Source organism: Kribbella sp. NBC_00359, assembly GCF_036097425.1.
GTDB lineage: Bacteria > Actinomycetota > Actinomycetes > Propionibacteriales > Kribbellaceae > Kribbella.
This window is the reverse complement of record NZ_CP107975.1, coordinates 1,398,946-1,423,512: the sequence shown is the minus strand read 5'-3', so window position 1 is coordinate 1,423,512 and position 24,567 is coordinate 1,398,946. Positions and strand designations below refer to the sequence as shown.

At 68.8% G+C, this 24,567-nt stretch carries 24 protein-coding genes; 16 read left to right on the top strand and 8 right to left on the bottom strand.

The window, feature by feature from the left end; translation table 11 throughout:
* Positions 1-38: 38 nt before the first annotated feature.
* Positions 39-941 carry a M23 family metallopeptidase gene (locus tag OG876_RS06855; RefSeq protein WP_328523928.1) on the bottom strand — a complete coding sequence of 301 codons (903 nt, stop codon included), beginning with the start codon at positions 939-941 and terminating at the stop codon, positions 39-41.
* 210 nt (positions 942-1,151) lie between these two features.
* Entirely contained in the window at positions 1,152-2,012 is an 861-nt protein-coding gene (locus OG876_RS06850; protein WP_328523927.1) for an esterase/lipase family protein, read from the bottom strand.
* A gap of 136 nt (positions 2,013-2,148) precedes the next feature.
* On the opposite strand from OG876_RS06850, the gene OG876_RS06845 reads away from it, so the two are divergent.
* From OG876_RS06845 to OG876_RS06825, 5 genes are all read left to right on the top strand, one after another.
* Entirely contained in the window at positions 2,149-2,568 is a 420-nt protein-coding gene (locus tag OG876_RS06845) for a cobalamin B12-binding domain-containing protein (protein WP_328523926.1), read from the top strand.
* Positions 2,569-2,947: 379 nt separating this feature from the next.
* On the top strand, positions 2,948-4,225 hold the full coding sequence (locus tag OG876_RS06840; protein WP_328523925.1) for an ABC transporter substrate-binding protein: 1,278 nt from the start codon (positions 2,948-2,950) through the stop codon (positions 4,223-4,225).
* Between the two features lie 94 nt (positions 4,226-4,319).
* Positions 4,320-5,384, top strand: coding sequence for a carbohydrate ABC transporter permease (locus OG876_RS06835; RefSeq protein ID WP_442914107.1), 1,065 nt, complete (start codon positions 4,320-4,322; stop codon positions 5,382-5,384).
* Positions 5,384-6,262: a carbohydrate ABC transporter permease gene (locus tag OG876_RS06830; RefSeq protein ID WP_328523924.1), complete on the top strand. Its 879-nt coding sequence runs from the start codon at positions 5,384-5,386 to the stop codon at positions 6,260-6,262. Before OG876_RS06835 ends, OG876_RS06830 begins: the two co-directional genes overlap by 1 nt.
* Positions 6,259-6,426, top strand: a complete 168-nt coding sequence (locus OG876_RS06825) for a hypothetical protein (protein WP_328523923.1) — start codon at positions 6,259-6,261, stop codon at positions 6,424-6,426. Before OG876_RS06830 ends, OG876_RS06825 begins: the two co-directional genes overlap by 4 nt.
* Before the next feature lie 56 nt (positions 6,427-6,482).
* Here OG876_RS06825 and OG876_RS06820 read toward each other — a convergent pair whose 3' ends face one another.
* Positions 6,483-8,123, bottom strand: coding sequence for a glycoside hydrolase family 13 protein (locus OG876_RS06820; RefSeq protein ID WP_328523922.1), 1,641 nt, complete (start codon positions 8,121-8,123; stop codon positions 6,483-6,485).
* Between the two features lie 188 nt (positions 8,124-8,311).
* On the opposite strand from OG876_RS06820, the gene sucC reads away from it, so the two are divergent.
* On the top strand, positions 8,312-9,484 hold the full coding sequence (gene sucC, locus OG876_RS06815) for an ADP-forming succinate--CoA ligase subunit beta (RefSeq protein WP_328523921.1): 1,173 nt from the start codon (positions 8,312-8,314) through the stop codon (positions 9,482-9,484).
* Between the two features lie 14 nt (positions 9,485-9,498).
* Positions 9,499-10,389: a succinate--CoA ligase subunit alpha gene (sucD, locus tag OG876_RS06810; protein WP_328523920.1), complete on the top strand. Its 891-nt coding sequence runs from the start codon at positions 9,499-9,501 to the stop codon at positions 10,387-10,389.
* Positions 10,390-10,434: 45 nt separating this feature from the next.
* Here sucD and OG876_RS06805 read toward each other — a convergent pair whose 3' ends face one another.
* Positions 10,435-11,766 carry a hypothetical protein gene (locus OG876_RS06805; RefSeq protein ID WP_328523919.1) on the bottom strand — a complete coding sequence of 444 codons (1,332 nt, stop codon included), beginning with the start codon at positions 11,764-11,766 and terminating at the stop codon, positions 10,435-10,437.
* Between the two features lie 174 nt (positions 11,767-11,940).
* On the opposite strand from OG876_RS06805, the gene OG876_RS06800 reads away from it, so the two are divergent.
* Genes OG876_RS06800 through purH form a run of 3 tightly spaced genes read left to right on the top strand, consistent with a single transcriptional unit; the run spans position 11,941 to position 15,405 of the window.
* Positions 11,941-13,206 (top strand): cell division protein PerM, encoded by a 1,266-nt coding sequence (locus OG876_RS06800; RefSeq protein ID WP_328523918.1) that lies wholly within the window; start codon positions 11,941-11,943, stop codon positions 13,204-13,206.
* Positions 13,207-13,216: 10 nt separating this feature from the next.
* Complete coding sequence (gene purN, locus OG876_RS06795) at positions 13,217-13,849, top strand: phosphoribosylglycinamide formyltransferase (protein WP_328523917.1); 633 nt, start codon at positions 13,217-13,219, stop codon at positions 13,847-13,849.
* Complete coding sequence (gene purH, locus OG876_RS06790) at positions 13,846-15,405, top strand: bifunctional phosphoribosylaminoimidazolecarboxamide formyltransferase/IMP cyclohydrolase (RefSeq protein ID WP_328523916.1); 1,560 nt, start codon at positions 13,846-13,848, stop codon at positions 15,403-15,405. Before purN ends, purH begins: the two co-directional genes overlap by 4 nt.
* Before the next feature lie 10 nt (positions 15,406-15,415).
* Here the strand turns inward: purH and OG876_RS06785 are convergent, their stop codons facing one another.
* Complete coding sequence (locus OG876_RS06785) at positions 15,416-15,856, bottom strand: GNAT family N-acetyltransferase (protein ID WP_328523915.1); 441 nt, start codon at positions 15,854-15,856, stop codon at positions 15,416-15,418.
* 97 nt (positions 15,857-15,953) lie between these two features.
* On the opposite strand from OG876_RS06785, the gene OG876_RS06780 reads away from it, so the two are divergent.
* Together OG876_RS06780 and OG876_RS06775 are read left to right on the top strand one after the other, a co-directional pair.
* Entirely contained in the window at positions 15,954-17,219 is a 1,266-nt protein-coding gene (locus OG876_RS06780) for a glycoside hydrolase family 18 protein (RefSeq protein WP_328523914.1), read from the top strand.
* Positions 17,220-17,855, top strand: coding sequence for a phosphotransferase (locus tag OG876_RS06775; protein ID WP_328523913.1), 636 nt, complete (start codon positions 17,220-17,222; stop codon positions 17,853-17,855). It abuts the gene before it with no gap.
* On the opposite strand, the gene OG876_RS06770 is transcribed toward OG876_RS06775, so the two are convergent.
* Positions 17,822-18,775, bottom strand: a complete 954-nt coding sequence (locus OG876_RS06770; RefSeq protein WP_328523912.1) for a helix-turn-helix domain-containing protein — start codon at positions 18,773-18,775, stop codon at positions 17,822-17,824. The two genes, OG876_RS06775 and OG876_RS06770, sit on opposite strands and share 34 nt — an antisense overlap.
* Before the next feature lie 71 nt (positions 18,776-18,846).
* Between OG876_RS06770 and OG876_RS06765 the strand changes: the two genes are divergently transcribed.
* Positions 18,847-19,158, top strand: a complete 312-nt coding sequence (locus tag OG876_RS06765; protein ID WP_328523911.1) for a cupin domain-containing protein — start codon at positions 18,847-18,849, stop codon at positions 19,156-19,158.
* Here OG876_RS06765 and OG876_RS06760 read toward each other — a convergent pair whose 3' ends face one another.
* Complete coding sequence (locus OG876_RS06760; protein ID WP_328523910.1) at positions 19,159-20,100, bottom strand: hypothetical protein; 942 nt, start codon at positions 20,098-20,100, stop codon at positions 19,159-19,161. It lies immediately after the preceding gene.
* A gap of 72 nt (positions 20,101-20,172) precedes the next feature.
* The gene (locus tag OG876_RS06755; RefSeq protein WP_328523909.1) at positions 20,173-21,159 is read right to left on the bottom strand and encodes a pirin family protein; all 987 of its coding nucleotides are present in this window, start codon (positions 21,157-21,159) and stop codon (positions 20,173-20,175) included.
* Between the two features lie 166 nt (positions 21,160-21,325).
* On the opposite strand from OG876_RS06755, the gene OG876_RS06750 reads away from it, so the two are divergent.
* The 3 genes from OG876_RS06750 (at position 21,326) to OG876_RS06740 (ending at position 24,524) form a co-directional block, all read left to right on the top strand.
* Positions 21,326-23,284: a glycosyltransferase family 39 protein gene (locus OG876_RS06750; protein ID WP_328523908.1), complete on the top strand. Its 1,959-nt coding sequence runs from the start codon at positions 21,326-21,328 to the stop codon at positions 23,282-23,284.
* Positions 23,285-23,365: 81 nt separating this feature from the next.
* On the top strand, positions 23,366-24,220 hold the full coding sequence (locus OG876_RS06745) for a bifunctional methylenetetrahydrofolate dehydrogenase/methenyltetrahydrofolate cyclohydrolase (RefSeq protein ID WP_328523907.1): 855 nt from the start codon (positions 23,366-23,368) through the stop codon (positions 24,218-24,220).
* A 34-nt stretch (positions 24,221-24,254) separates the two neighbouring features.
* Positions 24,255-24,524 carry a DUF3017 domain-containing protein gene (locus tag OG876_RS06740; RefSeq protein ID WP_328523906.1) on the top strand — a complete coding sequence of 90 codons (270 nt, stop codon included), beginning with the start codon at positions 24,255-24,257 and terminating at the stop codon, positions 24,522-24,524.
* Positions 24,525-24,567: the final 43 nt, after the last annotated feature.

The window sequence follows — 24,567 nt, the reverse complement described above, 5'->3', positions numbered from 1 at the left end:
TAGTCAGGTACGACGTGGTAGCGCTGAGGTTTACCGGGTCAGCCCGCGGTGTACGGGTCCAGCCCGCAGTGGTTGCGGAGCCACGGCGTCGGGTCGATCGCGTCGCCGCCGTCCGGGTGGACCTCGAAGTGCAGGTGCGGGCCGGTGGTGTTGCCGGTCATCCCGATCGCGCCGACCTGGTCACCGGCGTACACGGTCTCGCCGACCGACACGCTGAACTTCGACATGTGGTTGTACCAGGTGACGGTGCCGTCCTCGTGCCGGACCTGGACCTGGCGGCCGTAAGGCCCGGCCCAGTCGGCGAAGATCACCACGCCCTTCATCACGCTGTGGATCGGCGTGCCCATCGGGGCGGCGAAGTCCAGGCCGGTGTGGTTGTGGGCCCAGCGGCTGCCGCCCTGACCGAAGGTGGCGGTGATGTGGTAGCCGGTGACCATGATCTCGCAGCGGGTGGCCGACTCGCGGGCCTTCTTCTCGGCGGCGTCGGCCTTGGCCTTCGCGGCGGCCAGCGCGGTCGCGCGCTTGGTGGTGAGGGCCTGCGTCGCGGTGAGCTTGGCGGCCCGGGCCTTCGCCAGCTGGGCGGCCGCGGCCTGCTTCTTGTTCGTGTCGTTGCCGGCCAGCTGGACCCGGGAGGAGTCCCGGGTGGCGAGCTGACGGGCCTGGATGCGCGCGGTGGTGATGCCGGACAGTTGCCCGTTGTCCAAGCTCGATGCGGCGAGGTTCACCGCCGAGTTCGCCTGGGTCGGCGAGGCGAGCGTGCTGTGGCTGAAACCGACAGCTCCCGCCGCCGCAGCAAGCGCTGCGGTCAGACCGACGATCTGGGTACTACTCGGAGTATTACGCCTGGCGACGCGATGCTTGGCACTGTGACGTCCTGCGCCGGGTTTGCGCGCAGCGTTGCCGGGCGTGACGCGGTCTCCCGCGACACCGTGCTGGGACACAACGTGGCCTTTCGGTCACAGGGGAGGGGCTTCGTCCGTCCTCGGCGGGGGTTTATTCCCGCTGGGGACTCACGCACGATAACGGATCAGTCACGAGGCCACAAACCCCGCCGCCCACTTTTCCTCGCCACCTTCACGAAACTTTTGCATGAGCGCCTGCACGTGCATCGGCTCTTGGCGGCCGGTTGGCTGCCTGGTCAGGAAAGTTGGTCAGGCGGTTCGGTCAGGTGCCTCGACCTCGTCCAGGTGGGCCAGTGCCGCGGTGATCTGGTGTACGACGTCGCCGTGGAACGGCAGGGACAGGTGGCCCACGCCGTGGACCCGCACGTTGCTCGCGACCAGATCCGGGTGCCGGATCCGGGCCCGCCGCTGCGGCACGATCAACTGGTCGACGTCGCTGTAGAACGCGACGAACCTGGTCCGGCAGGCCGGCGCCGGCTCGGCCAGCTCGGCCATCAGGTCGCTGTCCGGCCGCACCTGCTTGACCAGCGGCCACGGCAGCAGCCGGGCCGCCATCGTGCCCTGGTGCGGCGTCCCGAGCGTGACGCAGGTGTGCACCCGCTCGTCACCGCCGAGCCGCTGGACGTAGTACCGCGCGATCAGTCCGCCCAGGCTGTGCCCGATGACGTGGATCTGGTCCGACCCGGACGCCGCACAGATCGCCTCGATCTCCTCACCCATCCGCTCGGCGGTACGGCGTACGTCCAGCGTCAGGGGTGAGTACGAGAACGTGTGGATGCGACTGAACCCGCGCCGGTGGAGTTGCCGGCGCATCAGCGCGAAGATCGTGTGGTTGTCGATGATCCCGTGGGCCAGCAGGATCGGCGTACCGGCGGCGCGGACGTCGCTGACCAGCAGGCTGCGCTGGGCCGGAGTCAGGCCGGCCAGGGTGAGTCGCTGGGCCGGGGCGCCGGAGCTGCCGACCAGGCCGAGCGGATACATCGCCAGGTGGGTGGTGAGCCATCCGATCTCCACGGCCGCGCCGTGCAGCACGCGCGGCGAGAGGGCGGAGCGGGCGCCGTACGCGAGTCCGTCGAGCGCGCCGCGGACGTCGTCCTGCCAGGTAGTCATGGGCGACTCCTCACACCAAAACCAGACCCCCCGAACGGTCCGATCTCTTCCACGGTAACCGGATCCCTTCGCGCGTGGCGGGGAACACACACCTCCGTGTCTTATCCGTGAGGTACGGACCGGTTAGCCTGCCAACATGCCTGCTACGAGTCCTCTGCGCGTCGTCGTCGCCAAGCCTGGCCTGGACGGCCACGACCGCGGCGCGAAGGTGGTCGCCCGGGCGCTGCGGGACGCCGGCATGGAGGTCATCTACACCGGCCTGCACCAGACCCCGGAGCAGATCGTCGAGACCGCGATCGCCGAGGACGCCGACGCGATCGGGCTGTCGGTGCTGTCCGGCGCGCACATGACCCTGTTCAAGCGGGTCCGCGAGCTGCTGGTCGAGCGCGAGGCCGAGGACATCGTGGTGTTCGGCGGCGGCATCATCCCGGATGCCGACCTGGCGCCGCTGGCCGAGCTCGGCGTGCACAAGATCTTCACCCCCGGCGCCACGACCACCGAGATCGTCGAGTGGGTCCGCGGCAACGTCGGCGACGCATCGGCCTCGCCTGCCTGAGTCCTGGCTGAGTCGGACCGGGGGCGCGGATCCGCTCCGGAGCGTGATGGCGACTGCCCGGAGTCGTTCTGAACGGTTACGGGGTGTTCAGCTAGGTTACTTGTCGGTAATACCGAATCGTTAAGAATTACCCGGTTGTGCGGACTGTCGAATCGCGGTCGCATACAGCCATGCGGCTGTCCGTTTCAGAGACCGCGAGCAGGGAACGTGTGTGTGGCTCAGAACACATCGGCCCCGATCTCGGTTACTGTCCGGACAGGGCGGATCGCAGTGTGGTGGGGAACTGTGGGCCCACTGACGCAGGACCAAGCGATGTCCCATCGGAGAGGGCAGGTAAACGATGAGGTTTGAACGATCACACACACGCAGGGTGGCCTTCGTGGCCGCCGCGAGCAGCCTGGTGCTGCTGGCGTCCGCGTGTGGTGGCGGGAACGATGAGAGCAGCGGAGGTACCTCGACCGGGGGAGCGCTTGAGGGTCGCGGCCCGATTACGTTTGCCACCGGCAAGGACACGTCCGGGAACCTGACGAACCAGGTCAACGCGTGGAACTCGCAGCACCCGGACGAGAAGGTCACTGTGTCGGAGCTGCCTGAGTCCGCGGACCAGCAGCGCGCGCAGATGATCTCGAACGCGCAGAACAAGTCCGACGCGTTCAGCGTGCTGAACCTGGATGTGGTCTGGACCGCCGAGTTCGCGGCCAACCGCTGGGTCACCGAGTTGCAGCCGAGCCAGTTCCCGGACCTGGGGAAGTTGCTGCCGTCAACGGTCGACACCGCGAAGTACCGCGACAAGCTGTACGGCATCCCGGTCACGTCCGACGGCGGTCTGCTGTACTACCGCAAGGACCTGCTGGACAAGGCCGGTCTGCAGCCGCCGAAGACCTGGGAAGAGATGGTCACCGCCTGTGCCAAGGTGAAGGCACTACCGGAGGGCAAGAACATCGGCTGCTACTCGGGCCAGTTCGAGAAGTACGAAGGCCTGACCGTCAACTTCTCCGAGGCCGTCAACGGTGCCGGTGGAGTCGTCGTCGGTGACGACGGCAAGCCGAACGTGGACACCCCGGAGGCGCTGGCCGGTCTGACCGCGCTGACCGAGGGCTTCAAGACGGGCTTCATCCCGAAGGCCGCCATCACCTACAAGGAAGAGGAAGGCCGCCGGGCGTTCCAGGAGGGCAACCTGCTCTTCCACCGCAACTGGCCGTACGTGTACGCGCTGGCCGGCAAGACCGACGGCTCGTCGAAGGTCGCCGGCAAGTTCGCGGTCGCGCCGCTGCCGGGCCAGACCGGTCCGGGCGTGTCCACCCTGGGTGGTCACAACTACGCGATCTCGGAGTTCGCCAAGAACAAGGCGACCGCGGCGGACTTCATCAAGTTCATGTCCAGCGAGGAGCGGCAGAAGGCGAACATCGAGAAGACGTCGCAGGCGCCGACCTGGGCCTCGCTGTACGACGACCCCACGCTGAACAAGGAGTTCCCGTACCTGGCTCCGCTGAAGGCCTCGATCGAGGGCGCGAAGTCGCGGCCGAAGGTGGTCAAGTACGGCGACGTCACCACCGCGATCCAAGAGGCGGCGTACGGCGCTCTGACCGGCACGACGACGCCGAAGGACGCGTTGACCCAGCTGCAGACCAAGTTGAGCTCGCTCATCACGCAATGACCGAAGCGGCGGGGCCGGCGCGCAGCTTCACAGCTACGTGCCGGCCCCGGCCTGTCGCTGCCCGCCGGAGGCGGGCAGGAAGAAGGAGGCAGAGGTGACTACATCCGCACCGGTCGCAAAGCGACCGATACCGGAGACCACCAAGAAGCCCAAGCGGAGTTCGTTCAACGAGGGCACCGGCCGGCTGGCAGCGTTGCTGTTGTCGCCGACCATGATCGTGCTCATCCTCGTCGTCGGGTTGCCGATCCTCGCGGCGCTGCGTGAGTCGCTGTACACGAGCGGTCAACAGATCGACGCGTCGGGCTTCATCGTCCAGGGCTCCAAATTCGTGGGTCTCGACAACTACACGGCGATCTTCTCCGGCGAGACCGGCACCCGATTCTGGAACGCTTTCTGGAACACCACGTTCTTCACCGTCGCGTGTGTGGTCCTGGAGACCGTGCTGGGTGTCGCGATGGCCCTGGTGATGCACAAGGCGTTCAGGGGCCGCGGCGTCGTGCGCGCCAGCATCCTCGTCCCGTGGGCGATCCCGACCGTCGTCTCGGCGATCCTGTGGAAGTGGATCTTCCAGGCCGACGGTATCGCCAACAACGTGCTCGGCACCCAGATCCTGTGGTCCACCGAGGGCTGGCAATCGGTGGTGTCAGTCATCGTCGCCGACACCTGGAAGACCGCGCCGTTCATCGGGCTGCTGGTGCTCGCGGGCCTGCAGACGATTCCGACCGACGTGTACGAGGCGGCGAAGGTGGACGGCGCCTCCGTCTGGCAGACGTTCAGCCGGATCACCATGCCGCTGGTGAAGCCGGCACTGCTGGTGGCAGTGCTGTTCCGCATCCTCGACACGCTGCGGATCTTCGACCTGCCGTTCGTGCTGGTCGGCCCGAACAAGGAGTCGGTCGAGACGCTGTCGATCCTGGCATACCTCGAAGCCAACCAGACCCGGTACGGGCCGGCGGCGGCGTACGCGACGTTGCTGTTCATCTACGTCGCCGTGGTCGCGTACGTGTTCGTGAAGCTGCTCGGTGCCGACGTGTTCGGTGACAACATCCAGCGGAAGCCGAAGAAGAACGGCAGGACCGGGCGAGGCCGGGCCAAGCAGGCGGACCCAGGCGCCCCGGTGGCCGGACTGACCGCCGGTGGCGGCCTAGGAGGTGAATGATGACTGTTGTTGCTGAGAAGGCCCCAAGGGTGATCGACGTCAAGGCGGCCGAGGCGCCGTGGTGGCGGCGCTGGCTGCCGCTGCTCGGTGTAGCGCTGATCGTGCTCTACTGCCTGCTGCCGTTCTTCTGGATGGTGGTGTCGTCGCTGCGCCGGCCGACCGACCAGTTCGACAACTCGGTCATTCCGTCGCCCATTTCGTTTACCAACTACTCGGACGTCTTCAAGCCCGGCACCGGGTTCCAGCGTGGTCTGCTGAACAGCCTGATCGTGGCCGGGACGGTGACGGTCCTGACGCTGGTCATCGGGATGGTGGCGGCCTACACGCTGGCCCGGCTCGAGTTCCGGGGCAAGAACTTGGTGCTGGGGATCATCATCGTCACCTCGATGTTCCCGGGGATCGCCCTGGTGATCCCGCTGAAGAAGCTGTTCGTCAACATCAACTGGATCAACACCTACCAGGCGATGATCGTGCCCAGCCTGTCGTTCGCGCTGCCACTGGCGGTGTGGCTCCTGACCGCGTTCTTCCGGCAGATGCCGCGAGAGCTCGAGCAGGCCGCGATGGTGGACGGCTGCACGCCGGCCCAGGCGTTCCGGAAGGTGATCCTCCCGCTGGCCGCACCGGGTGTGTTCACCACGGCGATCATCACCTTCATCGCGGCCTGGAACGAGTTCCTGATCGCGCTGAGCATGGTGAACAAGAAGGAGTACCAGACCGCCAACGTGGTGATCTCGCAGTTCACCGGTGCGTCGGGACGTGACCAACCGTTCGGCAGCCAGATGGCCGCCGGTGTGGTGGTGACGATTCCGCTGGTGATCGCCGTACTGCTGTTCCAGCGCCGTATCGTGGCCGGCCTCACGGCAGGTGGCGTGAAGTGAGCTGGTTCCGCCGGCAGGCGGCGGAGCGCGACCGCCGGGACCGGGAGGACCGGGACCGGCGGGATCGCGAAGACCGGGATCGGCGGGACCGCGAGGAGCGGGACCGCCGCGACCGGGAGGACCGGGACCGATGGGATCGTGAGGATCGCGCTCGGTTCCGCTAGCAGCTACAAGAAAACGGCCGGGTCCCTGCGGCCGTTTTCTTGTTTTTCAGCGCGTTTCAGAGCTCGAGCCAGACGGCGGCGTCCGTTGGCAGCTGCCCGTCGGGGACCGGCTCGCTGCTGAGCAGGATCCGTTGGTGGGCCGGCAGCTCGACCGGGGTGTCGCCGAGATTGACCACACAGCGGAAGCCCGGGTTGCGGGTGAAGGAGAGGACGCCGGGAGTGGCCTCCTCGTCCCACGCCAGGCGGCCTTCGCCCAGGGCCGGGTGCTCGCGGCGGATGCGCAGGGCCGTCTTGTAGAGGTTGAGGTGGCTGTCCGGTTCGGGTGCCTGTGCCTCGGCGGTCAGGGCGGACCAGTCGGCCGGCTGGGGGAGCCAGGGCTGGCCGGAGCCGGGACCGAAGCCGTACGGCGGCTCCGAACCTGACCACGGGATCGGGACTCGGCAGCCGTCGCGGCCACGGACAGTGTGGCCGGACCGCTCCCAGCTGGGGTCGTCGAGGACGTCTTCGGGCAGGTCCTCGACCTCGGGCAGGCTTAGCTCGTCGCCTTGGTAGATGTAGGCGCCGCCTGGAAGAGCGAGCTCGAGGAGCGCGGCGGCCCGGGCGCGGCGGCGGCCGAGCTCGAGATCGGTCGGTACGACGCCCGCACCCTCCAACGCATCCCGCTGGTCCCGGCCGTACCGGGTGCGGTGCCGGATCGTGTCGTGGTTGCTCAGTACCCAGGTCGCCGGTGCACCGACGGCCCACAGGTTCTCGGTGGTGTGGTCGATGACCTCGCGCAACTCCTTCGCGTCCCACGCACAGCGCAGAACGTCGAAGTTGAACGCGGAGTGCAGTTCGTGCGGCCGCACGTACCGCGCCAGCCGCTCGGCCGGCGACAACCACGCCTCCGCCACGAACACCCGGGGGCCCTGCGGAGTATCGGCGTACTCGTCGGCGATGGCCCGCCACCGCTGGTGGATGGTGTGCACACCCGGCTGGTCGTAGAACGGGTTGCCGACGTACTTCTCCCGCGTCGGCTGACCGTTGTGCAGCGGTACGTCGGGCAGCGCCGGGTCCTTCGCCATCGAGTCGGCCACGTCGATCCGGAAGCCGTCGACGCCACGGTCGAACCAGAACCGCAGGATCGAGTCGAACTCCTCGACCACCTTCGGGTTGTCCCAGTTCCAGTCCGGCTGCGAGATGTCGAACAGGTGCAGGTACCACTGCCCGTCCTCGATCTGCTGCCAGGCGCCGCCGCCGAACGCGGCCGGCCAGTTGGTCGGCGGCAGCCCGCCCTCCTTGCCGTCGCGGAACCAGAACAGGTCGCGCTCCACGGAACCCTTGCCGGCCGCCAGCGCGGCCTTGAACCACGGGTGCTCCCAGGAGCAGTGGTTCGGCACCAGGTCGATCAGGATCCGGAGCCCGAGCGCGTGCGCCTCGGTGATCAGGGCGTCCGCGTCCGCCAGGGTGCCGAACTCGGGGTTGATGTCCCGGTAGTCGGACACGTCGTACCCGCCGTCGAGCAGCGGGGACGGGTACCAGGGGCTGATCCAGATCGCGTCGACGCCGAGGTCGGCGAGGTAGGGCAGCCGGGCCCGGATGCCGTTCACGTCACCGGTGCCGTCACCCGTGGCGTCGGCGAAGGATCGCGGGTACACCTGGTAGACGACGGCGCTACGCCACCAGTCGTCAGCTGGTCTGGTTGCGGGATCAGTCATGCGTCCAAGCCTCGCACGGGCCGCGACGTTTGCTGTGACGGTCGTCTCAGCGTGTACCCCGGCTGTTGCCGCGGCCGCCGAGGTGGCTAGTCTCAGGCCGACGGAACGCGCCGGCGACCGTGCCCTCTTCCGGGAACAGCCCGCCTGCCGCGGCCTACTCGAACAGGTGCGAGAGAGGGACCACAGTCGTGGACTTGATGGAATACCAGGCGAAGACGGTCTTCGCCAAGCACGGAGTGCGGACGACCGTGGGTGAGGTCGTGACGACTCCGGAGGAAGCCCGCGCGGCGGCCGAGAAGATCGGTGGCCGGGTGGTCGTGAAGGCCCAGGTGAAGACCGGCGGCCGCGGCAAGGCCGGCGGCGTCAAGCTGGCGAGCAGCCCGGACGAGGCGGAGGAGAAGGCCCGCGAGATCCTCGGCCTGGACATCAAGGGTCACGTCGTCAAGATCCTGAACATCGTCCCGGCCGCGGCGATCGCGGAGGAGTACTACTTCTCCTTCCTGGTCGACCGGGCGAACCGCAACTACCTGTGCATCGCGTCGGCCGCCGGCGGCATGGAGATCGAGGAGGTCGCGCACACCAACCCAGACGCGGTCGCGCAGATCTCGATCGACCCGGCCACCGGGGTGGACGCGGCGTTGGCCCGTGAGATCGCCGAGGCCGCGAGGTACCCGGCCGACGTGATCGACGCCGTCGTACCGGAGATCGTCAAGCTGTACGACGTCTTCCTCGCCGAGGACGCGTCGCTGGTCGAGGTGAACCCGCTGGTCAAGCTCGAGGACGGCAACGTCGAGGCGCTGGACGGCAAGGTCACCCTGGACGAGAACGCGGACTTCCGGCACCCGGACCACGCCGAGTTCGAGGACATCTCGGCGGCCGACCCGCTGGAGGCCGCGGCCAAGGCCAAGGGCCTGAACTACGTCAAGCTCGACGGCTCGGTCGGGATCATCGGCAACGGCGCCGGCCTGGTCATGTCCACGCTCGACGTCGTCGCGTACGCCGGTGAGGAGTTCGGCGGCGTGAAGCCGGCGAACTTCCTGGACATCGGCGGCGGTGCGAGCGCCGAGGTGATGGCGAACGGCCTGGAGATCATCATCTCCGACCCGCAGGTGGAGAGCGTGTTCGTCAACGTCTTCGGCGGCATCACCGCCTGCGACGCGGTCGCGAACGGCATCGTGCAGGCGTTCGAGCTGCTCGCCAGTCGCGACGAGCACGTCGGCAAGCCGCTGGTCGTCCGGCTGGACGGCAACAACGCCGAGGAGGGCCGCCGGATCCTCGACGAGGCCGGCCTGGCCGGTCTGGAGCGGGTCGACACCATGGACGGCGCCGCCAGGCGCGCCGCCGAGCTGGCTGCGAAGTAAGGGATCGCCGAACAATGTCTATCTTCCTGACCAAGGACAGCAAGGTCATCGTCCAGGGCATGACCGGCTCCGAGGGCACCAAGCACACCACCCGGATGCTTGCCTCCGGCACCAACATCGTCGGCGGCGTGAACCCGCGCAAGGCCGGCCAGAGCCAGGACTTCGACGGCAAGCCGGTACCGGTGTTCGGCACCGTCGCGGACGCCGTCAAGGAGACCGGCGCGAACGTGTCGGTCGTCTTCGTGCCGCCGAAGTTCACCAAGGACGCGGTGCTGGAGGCGATCGAGGCCGCCGTACCGCTGGTCGTGGTGATCACCGAGGGCGTGCCGGTGCACGACACCGCCGCGTTCTTCGCCGCCGCGCAGGCGTCCGGCACCACCCGGATCATCGGGCCGAACTGCCCCGGCATCATCACGCCGGGCGAGTCGAACGCGGGCATCATCCCGGCCAGCATCGCCGGCCAGGGCCGGATCGGCCTGGTGTCGAAGTCGGGCACGCTGACCTACCAGATGATGTACGAACTGCAGGACTTCGGGTTCTCGACCGCGATCGGGATCGGTGGTGACCCGATCATCGGGACGACGCACATCGACGCGCTGCGGGCGTTCCAGGACGACCCGGACACCGACGCGATCGTGATGATCGGTGAGATCGGTGGTGACGCCGAGGAGCGGGCGGCCGCGTTCATCAAGGAGAACGTGACCAAGCCGGTCGTCGGGTATGTGGCCGGGTTCACCGCGCCGGAGGGCAAGACGATGGGTCACGCGGGCGCGATCGTGTCCGGCTCGTCCGGCACCGCGGCCGCGAAGCAGGAGGCCCTCGAGGCCGTCGGCGTGAAGGTCGGCAAGACGCCGAGCGAGACCGCCAACCTGATGCGCGAGATCATGCAGGGCCTGACCAAGTAACCCCAGGTATTCAGAGAACGGGACCCGCGGCGCGGGTCCCGTTGTCTATTTGTACGTCAAGGAGCGTTCGGCCGCGCGGGTCAGCGTCTCGTTGAACGCCGTGTCGGAGATGTCCAGGTCCTTGAGCACCGGGAACACCAGGTAGACCGCGCGGTCCCCGGACCCGGCGATGCCGATCCGGTAGGTGAACTTCTTCCCACCGCCGGTGTCGTACGACGCCTGCCAGCTCTCGCCCTTGATCGTGGTGGTCGCGATCGAGCCCGTCGACTTCACCTTCGCGGTCGAGACGTCCTTCTCGCAGCCGTCCACGTTCTTGCGGACCTGTGCGACGAAGGCGCTCGCCGCCGTCGGCGTGGCGAACTTCGCGATCGTGTCGTCGAGGCCGAACTCCGTCGGCACGTCCGCCTCCGGCGTCACGTAGGTGAGCGAGCCGTACTTCGTCGCCTTCGCCTTCGTGAAGTTCATCCGCTCGCAGCCGGTGCCGCCGCCGGACTTGGCCGGTGCGCTCACCCAGGGCTTGTCGATCCCGTCCAGCACCGGCAGGTCGACCGGCGCCATGAACCCGGGCGCCTCGTTGCTCGGCAGCAGGCCGGGTCTCGCCACCGCCGCCCCGGTGCCGCAGCCGCCGGACTGGGCGCAGATGCGCTTGGCCGCGACGTTCGCCGTGGCCAGGATCGGCCCTGGCGGGGGCGGCGTGGCCGCGAGGGTGTCGTGCTCGAGCACCATCGTGGCCTGACCGGCCAGTGTGACCGCGATCGTCTTGTACCGCGTCTTGGTGCCGGACGGCTGGCCGAACACCGCGATCACGCCGCGCTCACCGACCCCCGTCGTGACGTAGCTGGTCGTGAGCCGGGTCTTCGGGACCGAGCACTGGCTCAGCCAGCCGACGACCGAGGTGTACGCCTTGCTCGCGGCGGCCTTGTCGTTCGACACCTCGACGTACTGCACCGCGGTGTCCTTGGTGGTCGCGTTCTGGAAGGTGCGCACCCAGGTGCGCAGCCCGGCCGGGTCGGCGAACCGCTGGGACTGGCAGACGAACGCCTTCTCCGGCGCGGTGCTGCCGTCGGAGGTCTTGGCGACCGCCCAGGCGCCGGTCGCGGCCAGCGGCTTCGCGGTGGCGGCGTCGAGCAGCACCTTGGCGTCGGCGAGCACGTTCGCGTCGGACGACTTGTCGTCGGACGGGCCGCTGCCGACCTTCTGGCCGGGCGAGTTGTCGCCGCCGAACGCGTTCAGCGCCGCGACTCCGCCGCCGCCGACCAGCACCACGACCGCTGCTCCCGCGGCGATCGTCTGGTTCCGCTTGCGCGCCTTCTGCCGGCGCGCTTCCCGTGCAGCGGCGCGACCGCCGCCGCGCTGTGCGCGGTGGGAACCGGCCAAAGCTCGACCTCCTGACTGATTCCACCCGACAGTACCCGGTGGACCCTCGCCGCCCACAGTCAGCTACTCGCAGCCGAGGCCTGCGAACCGAGCGTGAACAAGCGGGCTGAAGTCTTCCATATCCGGCGTGTCAGGACGAGTGGTGTCCAGCGCCGGGGTGACGATGGGAGTCAGATGACCGACATGCTGAGCCGTCCGGGCGCCCGTGACGGCGGACCACACCAGGCGCCCGGGCCCGCCCCCGCTTCGGATCCGGTCGCCGCCCCGACCAAGCCGGTGGTCGTGTCGGCCGTGATCTCCGCCGGCGCCTGCCTGCTGACCGGCCTGCTGACCTGTGCCGCGGTCGCTGTGATCGGCTGGCTGGCCGCGACCTTCGGCGGCGCCTCCGGAGCGATCCGCGCGGGCGCATCGGCCTGGCTGGTCGCCCACAAGGCCGGTGTGACACTCGGCTCCGGTTCTCTCACCGTCGCGCCGCTCGGCCTGACCCTGTTCTTCGGCTGGTGTCTGTATCGCGGCGGCAAGTCCGCCGCCCGCACGAGCGCCGCGGACCGGACCCGCGACCTCATCCTGCTGTCCGGGACGTTCGCCGTCGTCTACGGCCTCGGCGCGCTCGTGGTGGCGTTGCTCACGGCGGACGGTCCGCTCAAGGTCAGTCCGCTGTCCGCGTTCCTCGGTGCCGGGTCGATCGCGCTGGTGGCCGGGACGATCGGCGTACTGGTCGAGTCCGGTGCGGGCGCCGACCTCGCCGACGCGACTCCCAGTGGTCTGCGGGACGCCGTGCCGGCCGCGGTCGCCGCCGTACTGACCGTGATCGCAATCGCCTCGATCCTGTACGCCGTACTGCTGGCGATCCACTTCTCCCGGATCACCGGGATGCTGGAGCTCCTGGACGCCGGTGTGATCGGGTCGGTGGTGCTGTTCGCCATCTGCCTGATGCTGGTGCCGAACATGATCCTGTACGTCGTCGCCTTCCTCGCCGGACCCGGATTCCAGCTGGGAGTGGGTACGACGATCGCCCCGACCGGCGTGGATGTCGGGAACCTGCCTGCGCTTCCGCTGCTGGCCGCCGTACCCGCGGATGGGGCGACACCGTCGTACCTGCTCGTCCTGACTGCTGGGGTGCCGCTGGTCGCCGGTGCGGTCGCCGGACTGGTCGTGGTCCGGCGTGGACTCGCGGATCAGGACGCTGAGGCGCTGGGCTGGGATGCGTTCGCCCTGCGTGGCGGTATGGCAGCCCTGCTCGCCGCCGTGTTGCTGTACGTGCTGATGGCGCTGTCCGGTGGCTCGGCGGGGCCCGGCCGGATGTCTGTTGTCGGGATCCCGGGGGCGCTGGCGGCGGCCGGCGTACTGGCCGCGGGGATGGCGATCGGGGCCTCGATCACGGCCGCGGTGGCCGCGTCCCGCCGACCGGCCGACAGCGAGGCCGACGCCGAGCGATAAGGTTTCCCGCGTGACAGACCCCGTTGCGCCCACTCCCGATCCTGCGCGCCTCGTCGTGCTCGTGTCGGGCTCGGGGTCGAACCTGCAGGCCCTGCTCGACGCCTGCGCCGATCCGGCGTACGGCGCTCAGGTCGTCGGCGTCGGCGCCGACCGGGACGGGATCGCCGGGCTGGACCGGGCCACGAACGCCGGGGTGCCGACCTTCGTGCACAAGGTCAAGGAGTACGCCGAGCGGTCCGACTGGGACCGCGCGCTGACCGCGTCGGTCGCCGAGCACAAGCCCGACCTGGTGGTGTCGGCCGGGTTCCTGAAGCTGGTCGGTGACGACTTCCTGGCCGCCTTCGGCGACCGCTACATCAACACCCACAACGCGCTGCTGCCCGCGTTCCCCGGGATCCACGGGCCCCGGGACGCGCTCGAGTACGGCGTCAAGGTGGCCGGGGCGACGCTGTTCTTCGTGGACGGCGGCGTCGACACCGGGCCGATCATCGCGCAGGTCGTCGTACCGGTTGAGGACGACGACACCGAAGAGACCCTGACCGAGCGGATCAAGGAGGTCGAACGCCGCCAGCTGGTGGAGTGGGTCGGCCGCCTCGTCCGCGAGGGCTGGACCATCACCGGACGAAAGGTTCGACTGAAGTGAGCACCGACCGCAGGCCGATCCGCCGGGCGCTGATCAGCGTCTACGACAAGACCGGTCTGGAGGAGCTCGCGAAGGCACTGTCCGAGGCCGGCGTCCAGATCGTGTCGACCGGTTCCACGGCGGCCCGGATCGCGGCGTCCGGCGTACCGGTGACCAAGGTCGAGGAGCTGACCGGGTTCCCGGAGTGCCTGGACGGGCGGGTCAAGACGCTGCACCCGAAGGTGCACGCCGGTCTGCTGGCCGACGTCCGCAAGACCGAGCACGTCGAGCAGCTGGCCGAGATGCGGGTCGAGCCGTTCGATCTGCTGGTGAGCAACCTGTACCCGTTCACCGAGACCGTCGCGTCCGGCGCGTCGGTGGACGAGTGCATCGAGCAGATCGACATCGGCGGTCCCTCGATGGTCCGCGGTGCCGCGAAGAACCACGCCAACGTCGCGGTTGTGGTGTCTCCGTCGCGCTACGGCGAGGTTCTGGAGGCGTTGGCCGCGGGTGGCTTCTCGTTGGAGCAGCGGCAGCGGCTGGCGGTGGATGCCTTTGTGCACACGGCGTCGTACGACGTTGCCGTCGCGTCCTGGATGGGCAGCTCGCTGACCGACACCTCCGAGGGCACCGGCTTCCCGGAGTGGGTCGGCGCGACCTGGGAGAAGGCGGCCGTGCTCCGGTACGGCGAGAACCCGCATCAGCCGGCCGCGTTGTACGTGAACGGCCGGGGTGGTCTGGCGGCCGCGGAGCAGTTGCACGGCAAGGAGATGTCGTACAACAACTACGTCGACGCCGACGCTGCTCGCCGTACGGCGTACGACTTCAGCGAGCCGGCGGTCGCGATCATCAAGCACGCGAACCCGTGTGGCATCGCGATCGGCAAGGACATCGCCGAGGCACACCGGCGGGCCCACGAGTGCGACCCGGTCTCGGCGTACGGCGGTGTGATCGCGACGAACCGGCCGGTCTCGGTGGACATGGCCAAGCAGGTCGCGGAGATCTTCACCGAGGTGCTGGTGGCGCCGGCGTACGAGGACGGTGCGGTCGAGATCCTGCAGGGCAAGAAGAACATCCGGCTGCTGGTCGCCCCGGCGCTGTCCTCGGCCGAGCAGGTGGAGATGCGCGCGGTGAGTGGCGGCCTGCTGCTGCAGCACACCGACCGGTTCCAGGCTCCCGGCGACGACCCGTCCGCATGGACGCTCGCGGCCGGTTCACCGGCCTCGCCCGAGGTCCTGGCCGACCTGGCCTTCGCGTGGAAGGCCTGCCGCGCGGTCAAGTCCAACGCGATCCTGCTCGCCTCGGACGGCGCCTCGGTCGGCGTCGGCATGGGCCAGGTCAACCGCGTCGACTCCTGCCGCCTGGCCGTCTCCCGCGCCGGCGACCGCGCCACCGGCTCCGTCGCCGCCTCCGACGCCTTCTTTCCCTTCCCCGACGGCCTCGAGGTCCTCATCGAAGGCGGCGTCAAAGCAGTAGTCCAGCCCGGCGGCTCCATCCGCGACGAAGCAGCCATCGAAGCCGCCCAAAAAGCCGGCATCACCATGTACTTCACCGGCACCCGCCACTTCTTCCACTAACGCAAGGGCCTCACAGGGTCTTTTGGAAGAAGACGCGGTGGCGGTTGGCGATGGTTTCTCGGGTGGTTTCGATGTAGCCGTGGCGGGGGTAGTAGGTGAGGTTCTCGGTCATGGCCTCGTTGGTGTAGAGGGTGATGCGGGTGTAGCCGCGGCGGCGGGCCTCGGTTTCGGCGAAGGTGAGCAGGTGCGTGCCGATGCCACGGCCCTGGGCCGCCGGGGAGACCGCGAGTACGTCGAGTAGCAGGGCGTTCGGCTCGTCTTCCAGGAGGACGAAGCCGGCGACTACGGCGTCGTCGGTCGCGACCCAGACCTTGCCGGCGCGGATCGCAGCTGGGTAGTCGAGCAGCATCGGGATCGGTGGGACCCCGATGCGTGGGATGTAGTGCTCGAAGGCCGCTTGGGCGATGGCTGTGACGACGTCGGCGTCGGCCTCGGTGGCGGGTCTGATCACCAGGTCAGACTAGTTTTCGCAGAGACATTGTGTAAATCATCGGAACGGGCCTAGGGTGACCGCATCTGTCCCGCTGAGGTGGTCCGATGGGGGTTCGATGAAGCGTCGGAGTGTGGGGCTGCTGGTGACGGCCGCGGTCGTGATGGCGGGGGCCATCGCCGTACCGGCCGAAGCGCACAGCAGCAGGCGAGTCGTTGGGTACTACACCAACTGGAGTGGGTACGACCGGAACTTCCTGGTCAGCGATCTGGTCAAGAACGGGTCCGCCGCCCGGCTGACCCAGATCAACTACGCGTTCGGATTCCTCGACGCCCAGGGGAACTGCGTGAGCAGCGATCCGTGGGCCGACTACCAGCGCCCGTTCAGCGCCGAGCAGAGCGTGAACGGCACGGCCGACGAGCCCGGTCAGGTGCTCAACGGCAACCTCAACCAGCTCAAGCAGCTGAAGCAGAAGTTCCCGAAGCTGCGGATCAGCATCTCGCTCGGCGGCTGGACCGGCTCGGCGCACTTCTCCGACGCGGCACTCACGCCGGCGTCGCGAGCCGCGCACGTGAAGTCCTGCCTGGACATGTGGCTGAAGGGCAACCTGCCCGGCTTGCCCGCGGGCGCGGCGAAGGGGATCTTCGACGGCGTCGACCTCGACTGGGAGTGGCCCGCCAGCGAGGGCAACCCGGGCAACGTGATCCGGCCCGAGGACAAGCAGAACTTCACCGCCCTGGTGCACGAGTACCGCAAGCAGCTGGACCGCCTGTCGCGGCCCGGTCTCTACAACCTGACCGCGTTCCTGCCGGCGAATCCCACGATGATCGACAAGGGTTTCGAGGTCCGCCAGCTGTTCAAGGACCTGACCTTCGGTACGACGCAGGGCTACGACTACCACGGTCCGTGGGAGCAGCTGACGAACCAGCAGTCCGCGATCGACGGACCCAAGGGTGATCCGACCACGCCGGAGTTCAGCTCGCAGGTGACGATCGACTCCTACCTGTCCCGGGGTGCGCCGCGGAGCAAACTCGTGATGGGCGTGCCGTTCTACTCCCACGGCTGGACCGGCGTCACGGACCAGAACCACGGCCTGTTCCAGCCTTCCACCGGTCCCGCACCGGCGACGTACGAAGCCGGCACCGAGGACTACCGCCTGCTCAAGGCGAAGCTGGCCGACTTCACGGTCTACCGCGACCAGAAGGCCGGGTTCGCCTGGCTGTTCGACGGTACGACGTTCTGGACCTGGGACGACCCGGTCGAGATGAAGCGCAAGGCGCAGTACATCTCGCAGCGCGATCTCGGCGGCGCGATGATCTGGTCGCTCGATGGTGACACCGGAAATGGGGAGCTGATCTCGGCATTGCACCGTAACCTTCGGTGAGTGGATCTTGATGCTCTGGTGGATCGGTTCGGTGCCGACAGGGCCGAGCCGATCCACCTCGGTAACTCCGCGGCGACCGTCGTCCGGCTCGATCGCGGCCCGGAACGCCTGTTCTACAAGGCCGGCCCGGGCCTGGACGCCGAGGCCGACCGGCTGGCCTGGCTCGGTGCGACCGGCTTCCCGTGCCCGCGGATCGTTGACCGCGGCAACAACTGGCTGCTGACCACCGAGCTCAGCGGTCGCGATGCGTCGCAGCCGTGGCCGGCCCGCGATCGGCCGGGCGTGCTGACTGCGATCGCCGACGGACTGCGCGCGCTGGACCAGTTGACCGACTGCCCCTTCAGCTCGCCGTTCCCGGGCGCCGGCGACGCTGTCACGCATGGCGACTACGCGGCGCCCAACGTCTTCATCGACCCGTCGACGCTGCGCTTCACCGGCATCCTGGACCTCAGCCGCCTCGGCACCGGGGATCGCTACCTCGACCTCGCGCTGATGTTCAAGAGCCTCCGCGGCGAGCTCAATCCCCAGTACGGCGGACTGCCGGCCGCCCGTCGTTTCGTCGAGACGTACGGCGCCGACCCGGACGACCCGCGGATCGCCTACTACATCGACCTCGACAACTCCGGTGACTTCTGAGCCCGGAACGCCCGGCGGTAGGCGCTCGGCGTCGTCCGCAGGGCGGCCCGGAAGCGGCGGCGGAGGTTGGTTGCCGAGGACAACCCGACGCGGGCCGCGATGGTCTCCACCGCAAGCTCGGTTTCCTCCAGCAGGACACGGGTTCTGGCGATGCGCTGAGCGAGGAGCCATTGGCCCGGCGCCGTACCGAGTTGCTCGTCGAAGCGGCGTGCGAGGGTGCGTGGTGAGACGTTGAGCCGCGCCGCCAGGTCGTCGACGGTGATCGGGTCGCCGAGGTGGTCCGTGGCCCAGTCGAGCACGACGCCCAGGGATTGGGTGGACTGCGGAGCCTCGGTCCGGTACTGGACCTGGCCACCCTCGCGATGCGGCGGCATCACCATCCGCCGCGCGACCTGCGCGGCGTACGCGGCGCCGTGGTCGTTGCGGACGAGTTGGAGGCACAGGTCGATCCCGGTGCCGGAGCCGGCGCTGGTGGCGATGTCGCCGTGGTCGATGTAGAGCACGTCCGGATCGACCTGGACGGCGGGGAACCGGCGCTGCAGGTCGTCGGCCATCCGCCAGTGGGTGGTGATCCGGCGGCCGTCGAGCAACCCGGTCGCGGCCAGCGCGAACGCCCCCGAGCAGATGCTCACCAGTCGCGCGCCGCGTCGATGCGCCCGGCCGAGTGCACGCAGTACGGCGATCGACGGCTCCCGGTCGATCGGCAACCAGCCCGGCACGATGATCGTGTCCGCGCGGTCGAGAGCGCGCAGGCCGGACGCGACCAGCATGTCGAAGCCCTCGGTGGTCCGGATCGCGCCGGGCCGGTCGGTGCACACGCTGAAGCGGTAGCGCTCGTCGCGGAACACCGCGGCCGCGCACCCCAGCTCGAAGCTCGCCTGGGGTGCCGTCACGAGGGCGACGACGCGATGCGGACCCATGGCAGAAAAGTACCCGATCAGGACTATCCAGACACTGGGGACAAGCCTGTGGACAACTGCATGATCGAGGTATGCAGACCTTCGAATCGGCCTCTGTCCACGATGCGCCCGTACGCGAGCTCTTCCCCGGGATCCGGTTGCGTCCGCTGTGGCGCGGCCCGGTCGCCGCGGCGTACGTCCTGCAGATGGACCCCGGGACCAGCTGGGAGGGCATCGACGTCCACGACCCCGGACCGGAGGAGGTCTTCGTCGTGGACGGCGTGTTCAACGACGGTACGCGCGACTACCCGGCCGGCTCCTTCATCCACTGCCCGGCCGGGTCGACCCACGTCCCGCAGACGACCCAGGGCTGCACCCTGTTCCTCTTCTACCCCGAGGGCTGATCAGGGCTTGTCGAGCTGCACCACGTTGAAGTCGGTGCCGGGCGGAGCGCCCGGGCCGAACGGCGGCGGGAAGCCGAGGTCGAAGCGGGCGTTGATCAGGGCGAGCCGGTGGCCGTCCTCGGCGACCGCGGTCGGCACTCGGAACAGCGCATTGGACGTCGTGGAAACGATCCGGCCGCGACTCAGATCCGGGCTGAGCTTGATCTCGACCAGTTGGTTGGCGAAGTTCTGCACCACCCACAGCGTCCGGCCGTCGAGCAGGATGCCGTCCGGGGTACCGGGTGTCAGGGCTCCGCCGCTCAGCGCGATGGTCCGGCTCGAGCCGGTCCACGGATTCACCAGGTACAGCTCGGCGCGCGATGAATGGCCGAGGATCAGCACGTGGCCGTCACTCGGGGCGGCGATGCCGTTCAGGTTCGGGAATTCGCCGACGACCGCCGCCGGTCCACTGAGCGGGATCGTCCGCGGGCTGCCGATCCGGCCGCCCGGACCGAGCGGGACCTTGTAGATCACCGAGTGGAAGGTGTCGGTGAAGAACGCACCGTACTTGGTCACCATCACGTCGTTGATCAAGCTGTCGCCGGCCGGGTTGAGCACCAGATCCTTGAGCGTCGAGCCGTCCCGGGTGCTGTAGACGTACGCGTGTCCGGTCACACCGCCGGCCACCCAGAGCCGGTGGGCGGACCGCTCGACCTTGATCCCGGTGGCCGACCGCCCCGGCGGAGCATCGACGAAGAGCGCTCCCTTTCCGGTGCGGAGGTTGCCGCGATAGATGTCACCGGTCGTGAGCGAGCCGGTGTAGAACGTGTGCGACGGCCCGGTGGCGATGCCTTCGGGCTGGAAGTCGACCGGCACCGGAATCGATGCCGGGAACGGTGCGGCCGCGGCGACCGTCAGTGCCACTGCGGACACGATCAGCGCAAGTTTCCCGAAACGCCACATGATGCCCCCTGAAATCCCCGGATCCCCTTGTTTTGAAGGTAGATCCGGGGTTTCAGGTTGTCCAGCCAACGACTAGTCGGTGCTGCGCAGTTCCGTCGGGGCGCCGTGGACGGCGGGGATGCTGCCGAGCTTGCCGGCCTGGAAGTCCTCGAAGGCCTGGATGACCTCGGCGCGGGTGTTCATCACGAACGGACCGGCCATCGCGACCGGCTCGCGGATCGGGCGGCCGCCGAGGACCAGTACGTCGAGATTCGGTTCGGCCTGGGACTGCGTCGTACCGGCCGCCGTACGGATCGTGTCGCCGGGCCCGAAGGCGGCGAGTTGGCCCTTGCGGATCGGGCGCCGCTCGGCGCCGACCGTGCCCTGACCGGCGAGGACGTAGACGAGCGCGTTGTAGTCCGGCTGCCACGGGAGCACCAGTTCGGCGCCGGGGCTGACGGTCGCGTGCACCAAGGTGATCGGGGTGTGGGTCGAGCCGGGGCCGTCGTGGCCGTCGACCGAGCCCGCGATCACGCGAATCAGCGCACCGCCGTCGGGGGTGGACAGCAGGGCCGAGTCACCACCGCGGATGTCCTGGTAGCGCGGCGGAGCCCACTTCAGTGCCTTCGGCAGGTTCACCCAGAGCTGGATGCCGTGGAACAGGCCACCGCTCAGCACCAGATGCTCCGGCGGGGTCTCAATGTGGAGGAGCCCACTGCCGGCGGTCATCCACTGGGTGTCGCCGTTGGAGATGACACCGCCACCGCCGTTGGAGTCCTGGTGCTCCATGATTCCGTCGAGCATGTACGTGACTGTCTCGAAGCCCCGGTGCGGGTGCCACGGCGTGCCCTTGGGCTCACCCGGCGCGTACTCGACCTCTCCCATCTGGTCCATGTGGATGAACGGGTCGAGGTCGCGCAGATCGACTCCGGCGAACGCCCGCCGGACCGGGAATCCTTCGCCCTCGTAGCCGCTCGGCGCCGACGTCACCGACTTCACCGCGCGCTCGTGCGCGACGGCCGGATCGGGCTGATGGACGCGGGGCAGCACAGTGATGTCGCTGACGGTCACGGCGGGCATGGTCTTCTCCTCGCTCGGGTAGTTCAAGAATAAACTATCTGGCCCAACCGCGGCAAGACTGCGGGCATTCCCGGCTCACAGCGACCTCCCAGCGAACGCGCAGGGTGACCGAAGACCCGCTTGCCATCGTTCCAGTGGAACCCCTCGACGTGACTGGAGACGACCGATGACGAGCCTGCTCGACCCACCCCGCACCCACAGCGTGAGCCCCGACCCGCCGGCGCGTCCACCGGGTCGCGTCCGTCGGGTCATCCGCGGGCCGGCCGGACAAGCGGCGTACGTCCGGCCGGCCGCACTCGGCCTGCTGATCGGCACGGCCTTCCTCTACCTCTGGAATCTGACCGCTTCCGGTGACGGCAACAGCTTCTACGCCGCGGCCGAGCTCGCCGGGACGCAGAGCTGGAAGGCGTGGCTGTTCGGGTCGCTCGATGCGGGCAACGCGATCACGGTCGACAAGCCGCCGGCTGCGCTGTGGGTCGCGACCGCGTTCGCCCGGATCTTCGGGTTCAACAGCTTTACTGTGCTGGCACCGCAGGCGCTGATGGGGATCGCCGCCGTCGGACTGCTCTATCTGACGGTGAAGCGCCTCGCCGGGCCGGCGGCCGGGCTGATCGCCGGGACCACGCTCGCGTTGACTCCGGTCGCCGTACTGATGTTCCGGTTCAACAACCCCGATGCGTTGCTCGTGCTGCTCATGGTGGCGGCGGCGTACTTCGTCGTACGGTCGCTGGACAAGGCGTCGGCGCGGTGGCTCGCGCTGGCCGGGGTGGCGATCGGGTTCGCGTTCCTGACCAAGATGATGCAGGCGTTCCTGGTGCTACCGGCGTTCGGACTGGTGTATCTGATCGCGGCGCCGACGTCGCTGCGTCGCCGGTTGCTGCATCTGCTGGGTGCGTTGGGCGCGGTGATCGTGAGTGCCGGCTGGTACGTCGCGCTGGTGGAACTGTGGCCCGCGTCGAGTCGCCCCTATATCGGTGGGTCGACCAACAATTCGCTACTGGAGCTTGCGCTCGGCTACAACGGGCTCGGGCGACTGTTGGGTGGCGAGGGCAACGGTGGTGGCGGGGGCGGGGGTGGTGGGAACACCGGCTTCGGTGGGAGCGCGGGGATCACGCGGATGTTCGGTGACGCGTTCGGGTCCGAGATCTCGTGGTTGTTGCCTGCGGCATTGATCGCGTTGGTCGGCGGCTTGTGGCTGACACGTCGGGCACCGCGGACAGATCGCGTGCGGGCCGGGATTGTGCTCTGGGGCGGGTGGTTGCTCGTGACCGCGGCGGTCTTCAGCTTCATGAGTGGGACGGTGCATCCGTACTACGCGGTCGCGCTGGCACCGGCGATCGCCGGGCTGGTGGCCATGGGTGTGTGGATCGCTTGGCAGCAACGGGCCTTGCTGCCGGCGCGGCTGACCCTGGCCGCGATGGTGCTGGCAACAGGCGCGTGGGACTACGTGTTGCTCGCCCGTACGGCGGACTTCGTCCCGTGGGCGAAGTACGTCGTACTCGCGGCCGGCGTGATCGGTGCGGCGCTCGTGATCGCCGGCCGGTACGTGCGGCGGTTGCTCCCGGCCGTGGTGCTCGCGCTCGTGGTGTCGGTCGGTCTGGGGAGTACGGCGTACGCGGTGTCGACGGCTTCGCAGACGCACAGCGGTTCGATCCCGACGTCGGGTCCGAGCACCAGCGCTATGGGCGGCGGCATGCGCGCCGGCGACGGCGGTGGCCCCGGCGGATCTGGTGGGACCCCACCCAGCCGCTCAGGTTCAACCACAACGACCCAGCCGCAGGGTAGTGACGCCTCTGCGAGCAGCGAGCTGACTGCCCTACTGGCCAAGACCACGACGACTTGGGCTGCGGCGACGAGCGGGTCTCAGTCGGCGGCGTCGCTCGAGCTTGCCACCGGGAAGGCCGTCATCGCGATCGGTGGCTTCAGCGGCAGCGACGACGCGCCGACCCTGGCTCAGTTCAAGGAATGGGTCGCCGAAGGCAAGATCGCCTACTACATCTCCGGCGGCCAAGGCGGCGGCGCCGGCGGCCACTCGTCCGCCGCCGGCCAGATCCAGTCCTGGGTCGAGTCCACCTACACCGCGACAACCGTCGGCAGTACGACTGTCTACAAACTCATCAGCTGACAGTCAGGTCCTGCAGACATCGGCGGGTGTCTGCAGGACCTGCGTCGGACGGCCGGCCGCCGCATGGCAGACTCTGATGGCGTGACGGCGCAGATTCTGGACGGTAAGGCCACGGCGGCGGCGATCAAGGACGAGTTGAAGGTCCGGGTCGCGAAGCTGGCCGAGCAGGGTGTGGTGCCCGGGCTCGGCACGATCCTGGTCGGGGACGACCCGGGCAGCCGGGCGTACGTGGCCGGCAAGCACCGCGACTGCGCGGCGGTCGGGATCTCGTCGATCCAGGTCGAGTTGCCGGACACCGCGACCCAGGACGAGATCGCCGCGAAGGTTCGCGAGCTCAACGAGAACCCGGAGTGCACAGGCTTCATCGTCCAGTTGCCGCTGCCGAAGCATGTCGACACCAACGAGATCCTCGGCCTGATCGACCCGGCCAAGGACGCCGACGGTCTGCACCCGGTCAGCCTCGGCAAGCTCGTGCTCGGCCAGGACGGTCCGCTGCCGTGCACCCCGAAGGGCTGTGTCGAGATCCTGCGGCGGTACGACGTACCGATCGCCGGAGCCCACGTGGTCGTCGTCGGCCGCGGGGTGACCGCGGGCCGGCCGATGGGGCTGCTGTTCACCCGCAAGTCCGAGAACGCGACCGTGACGCAGTGCCACACCGGCACCACCGACCTCGCCGCGGTGGTCCGCACCGGCGACATCGTGATCGCAGCGGCCGGATCGGCCGGGCTGGTCACCGCGGACATGGTGAAGCCGGGCGCCGTACTGCTCGACGTCGGCACCAGCCGCAGCGCCGAGGGCAAGATCGTCGGCGACATCGAGCCCGCCGCCCGCGAGCAGGCGGCCTGGATCGCCCCGATGCCCGGCGGCATCGGCCCGATGACTCGCGCGATGCTGCTCACGAACGTCGTCGAGGCCGCCGAAGCGAGCCTGGCCTGATGACCCGGCCGACCGAAGCGGGCGTGACGTGCTGATGGCGGGAGAGGCTCGACGCCGGAGCGAATGGCCTCTGGCGCTGTCGCTGCTGGTCGGCCTGACCGGCCTCGTCGTACTCACGTTCTACGACTGGCGCAACGGCGTACTCGTGTTCGCCGGCGGCGTCGTCCTCGCCGGCTTCCTCCGCGCGTTCCTCAGCGACAACGCGGCCGGCCTCCTCCACGTCCGCAGCCGCATGTTCGACACCGCGCTCCTCGTCCTGGTCGGCCTGTCCATCGCCACCCTCGGCCTCATCGTCCCGAACTGAGCTCCTGGTCGCCACCCTCGGCGTACGCCTCCTCACCGCCGAC

What these genes read in the sequence shown, in the direction of transcription:
- OG876_RS06780 (WP_328523914.1), top strand. Translation starts at nt 15,954, where the DNA reads ATGAAGCGTCGGAGTGTGGGGCTGCTGGTGACGGCCGCGGTCGTGATG.
- OG876_RS06850 (WP_328523927.1), bottom strand. Translation starts at nt 2,012, where the DNA reads ATGACTACCTGGCAGGACGACGTCCGCGGCGCGCTCGACGGACTCGCG.
- OG876_RS06740 (WP_328523906.1), top strand. Translation starts at nt 24,255, where the DNA reads ATGGCGGGAGAGGCTCGACGCCGGAGCGAATGGCCTCTGGCGCTGTCG.
- OG876_RS06770 (WP_328523912.1), bottom strand. Translation starts at nt 18,775, where the DNA reads ATGGGTCCGCATCGCGTCGTCGCCCTCGTGACGGCACCCCAGGCGAGC.
- OG876_RS06760 (WP_328523910.1), bottom strand. Translation starts at nt 20,100, where the DNA reads ATGTGGCGTTTCGGGAAACTTGCGCTGATCGTGTCCGCAGTGGCACTG.
- OG876_RS06820 (WP_328523922.1), bottom strand. Translation starts at nt 8,123, where the DNA reads ATGACTGATCCCGCAACCAGACCAGCTGACGACTGGTGGCGTAGCGCC.
- OG876_RS06755 (WP_328523909.1), bottom strand. Translation starts at nt 21,159, where the DNA reads ATGCCCGCCGTGACCGTCAGCGACATCACTGTGCTGCCCCGCGTCCAT.
- OG876_RS06765 (WP_328523911.1), top strand. Translation starts at nt 18,847, where the DNA reads ATGCAGACCTTCGAATCGGCCTCTGTCCACGATGCGCCCGTACGCGAG.
- OG876_RS06800 (WP_328523918.1), top strand. Translation starts at nt 11,941, where the DNA reads ATGACCGACATGCTGAGCCGTCCGGGCGCCCGTGACGGCGGACCACAC.
- OG876_RS06750 (WP_328523908.1), top strand. Translation starts at nt 21,326, where the DNA reads ATGACGAGCCTGCTCGACCCACCCCGCACCCACAGCGTGAGCCCCGAC.
- sucD (WP_328523920.1), top strand. Translation starts at nt 9,499, where the DNA reads ATGTCTATCTTCCTGACCAAGGACAGCAAGGTCATCGTCCAGGGCATG.
- OG876_RS06845 (WP_328523926.1), top strand. Translation starts at nt 2,149, where the DNA reads ATGCCTGCTACGAGTCCTCTGCGCGTCGTCGTCGCCAAGCCTGGCCTG.
- OG876_RS06830 (WP_328523924.1), top strand. Translation starts at nt 5,384, where the DNA reads ATGACTGTTGTTGCTGAGAAGGCCCCAAGGGTGATCGACGTCAAGGCG.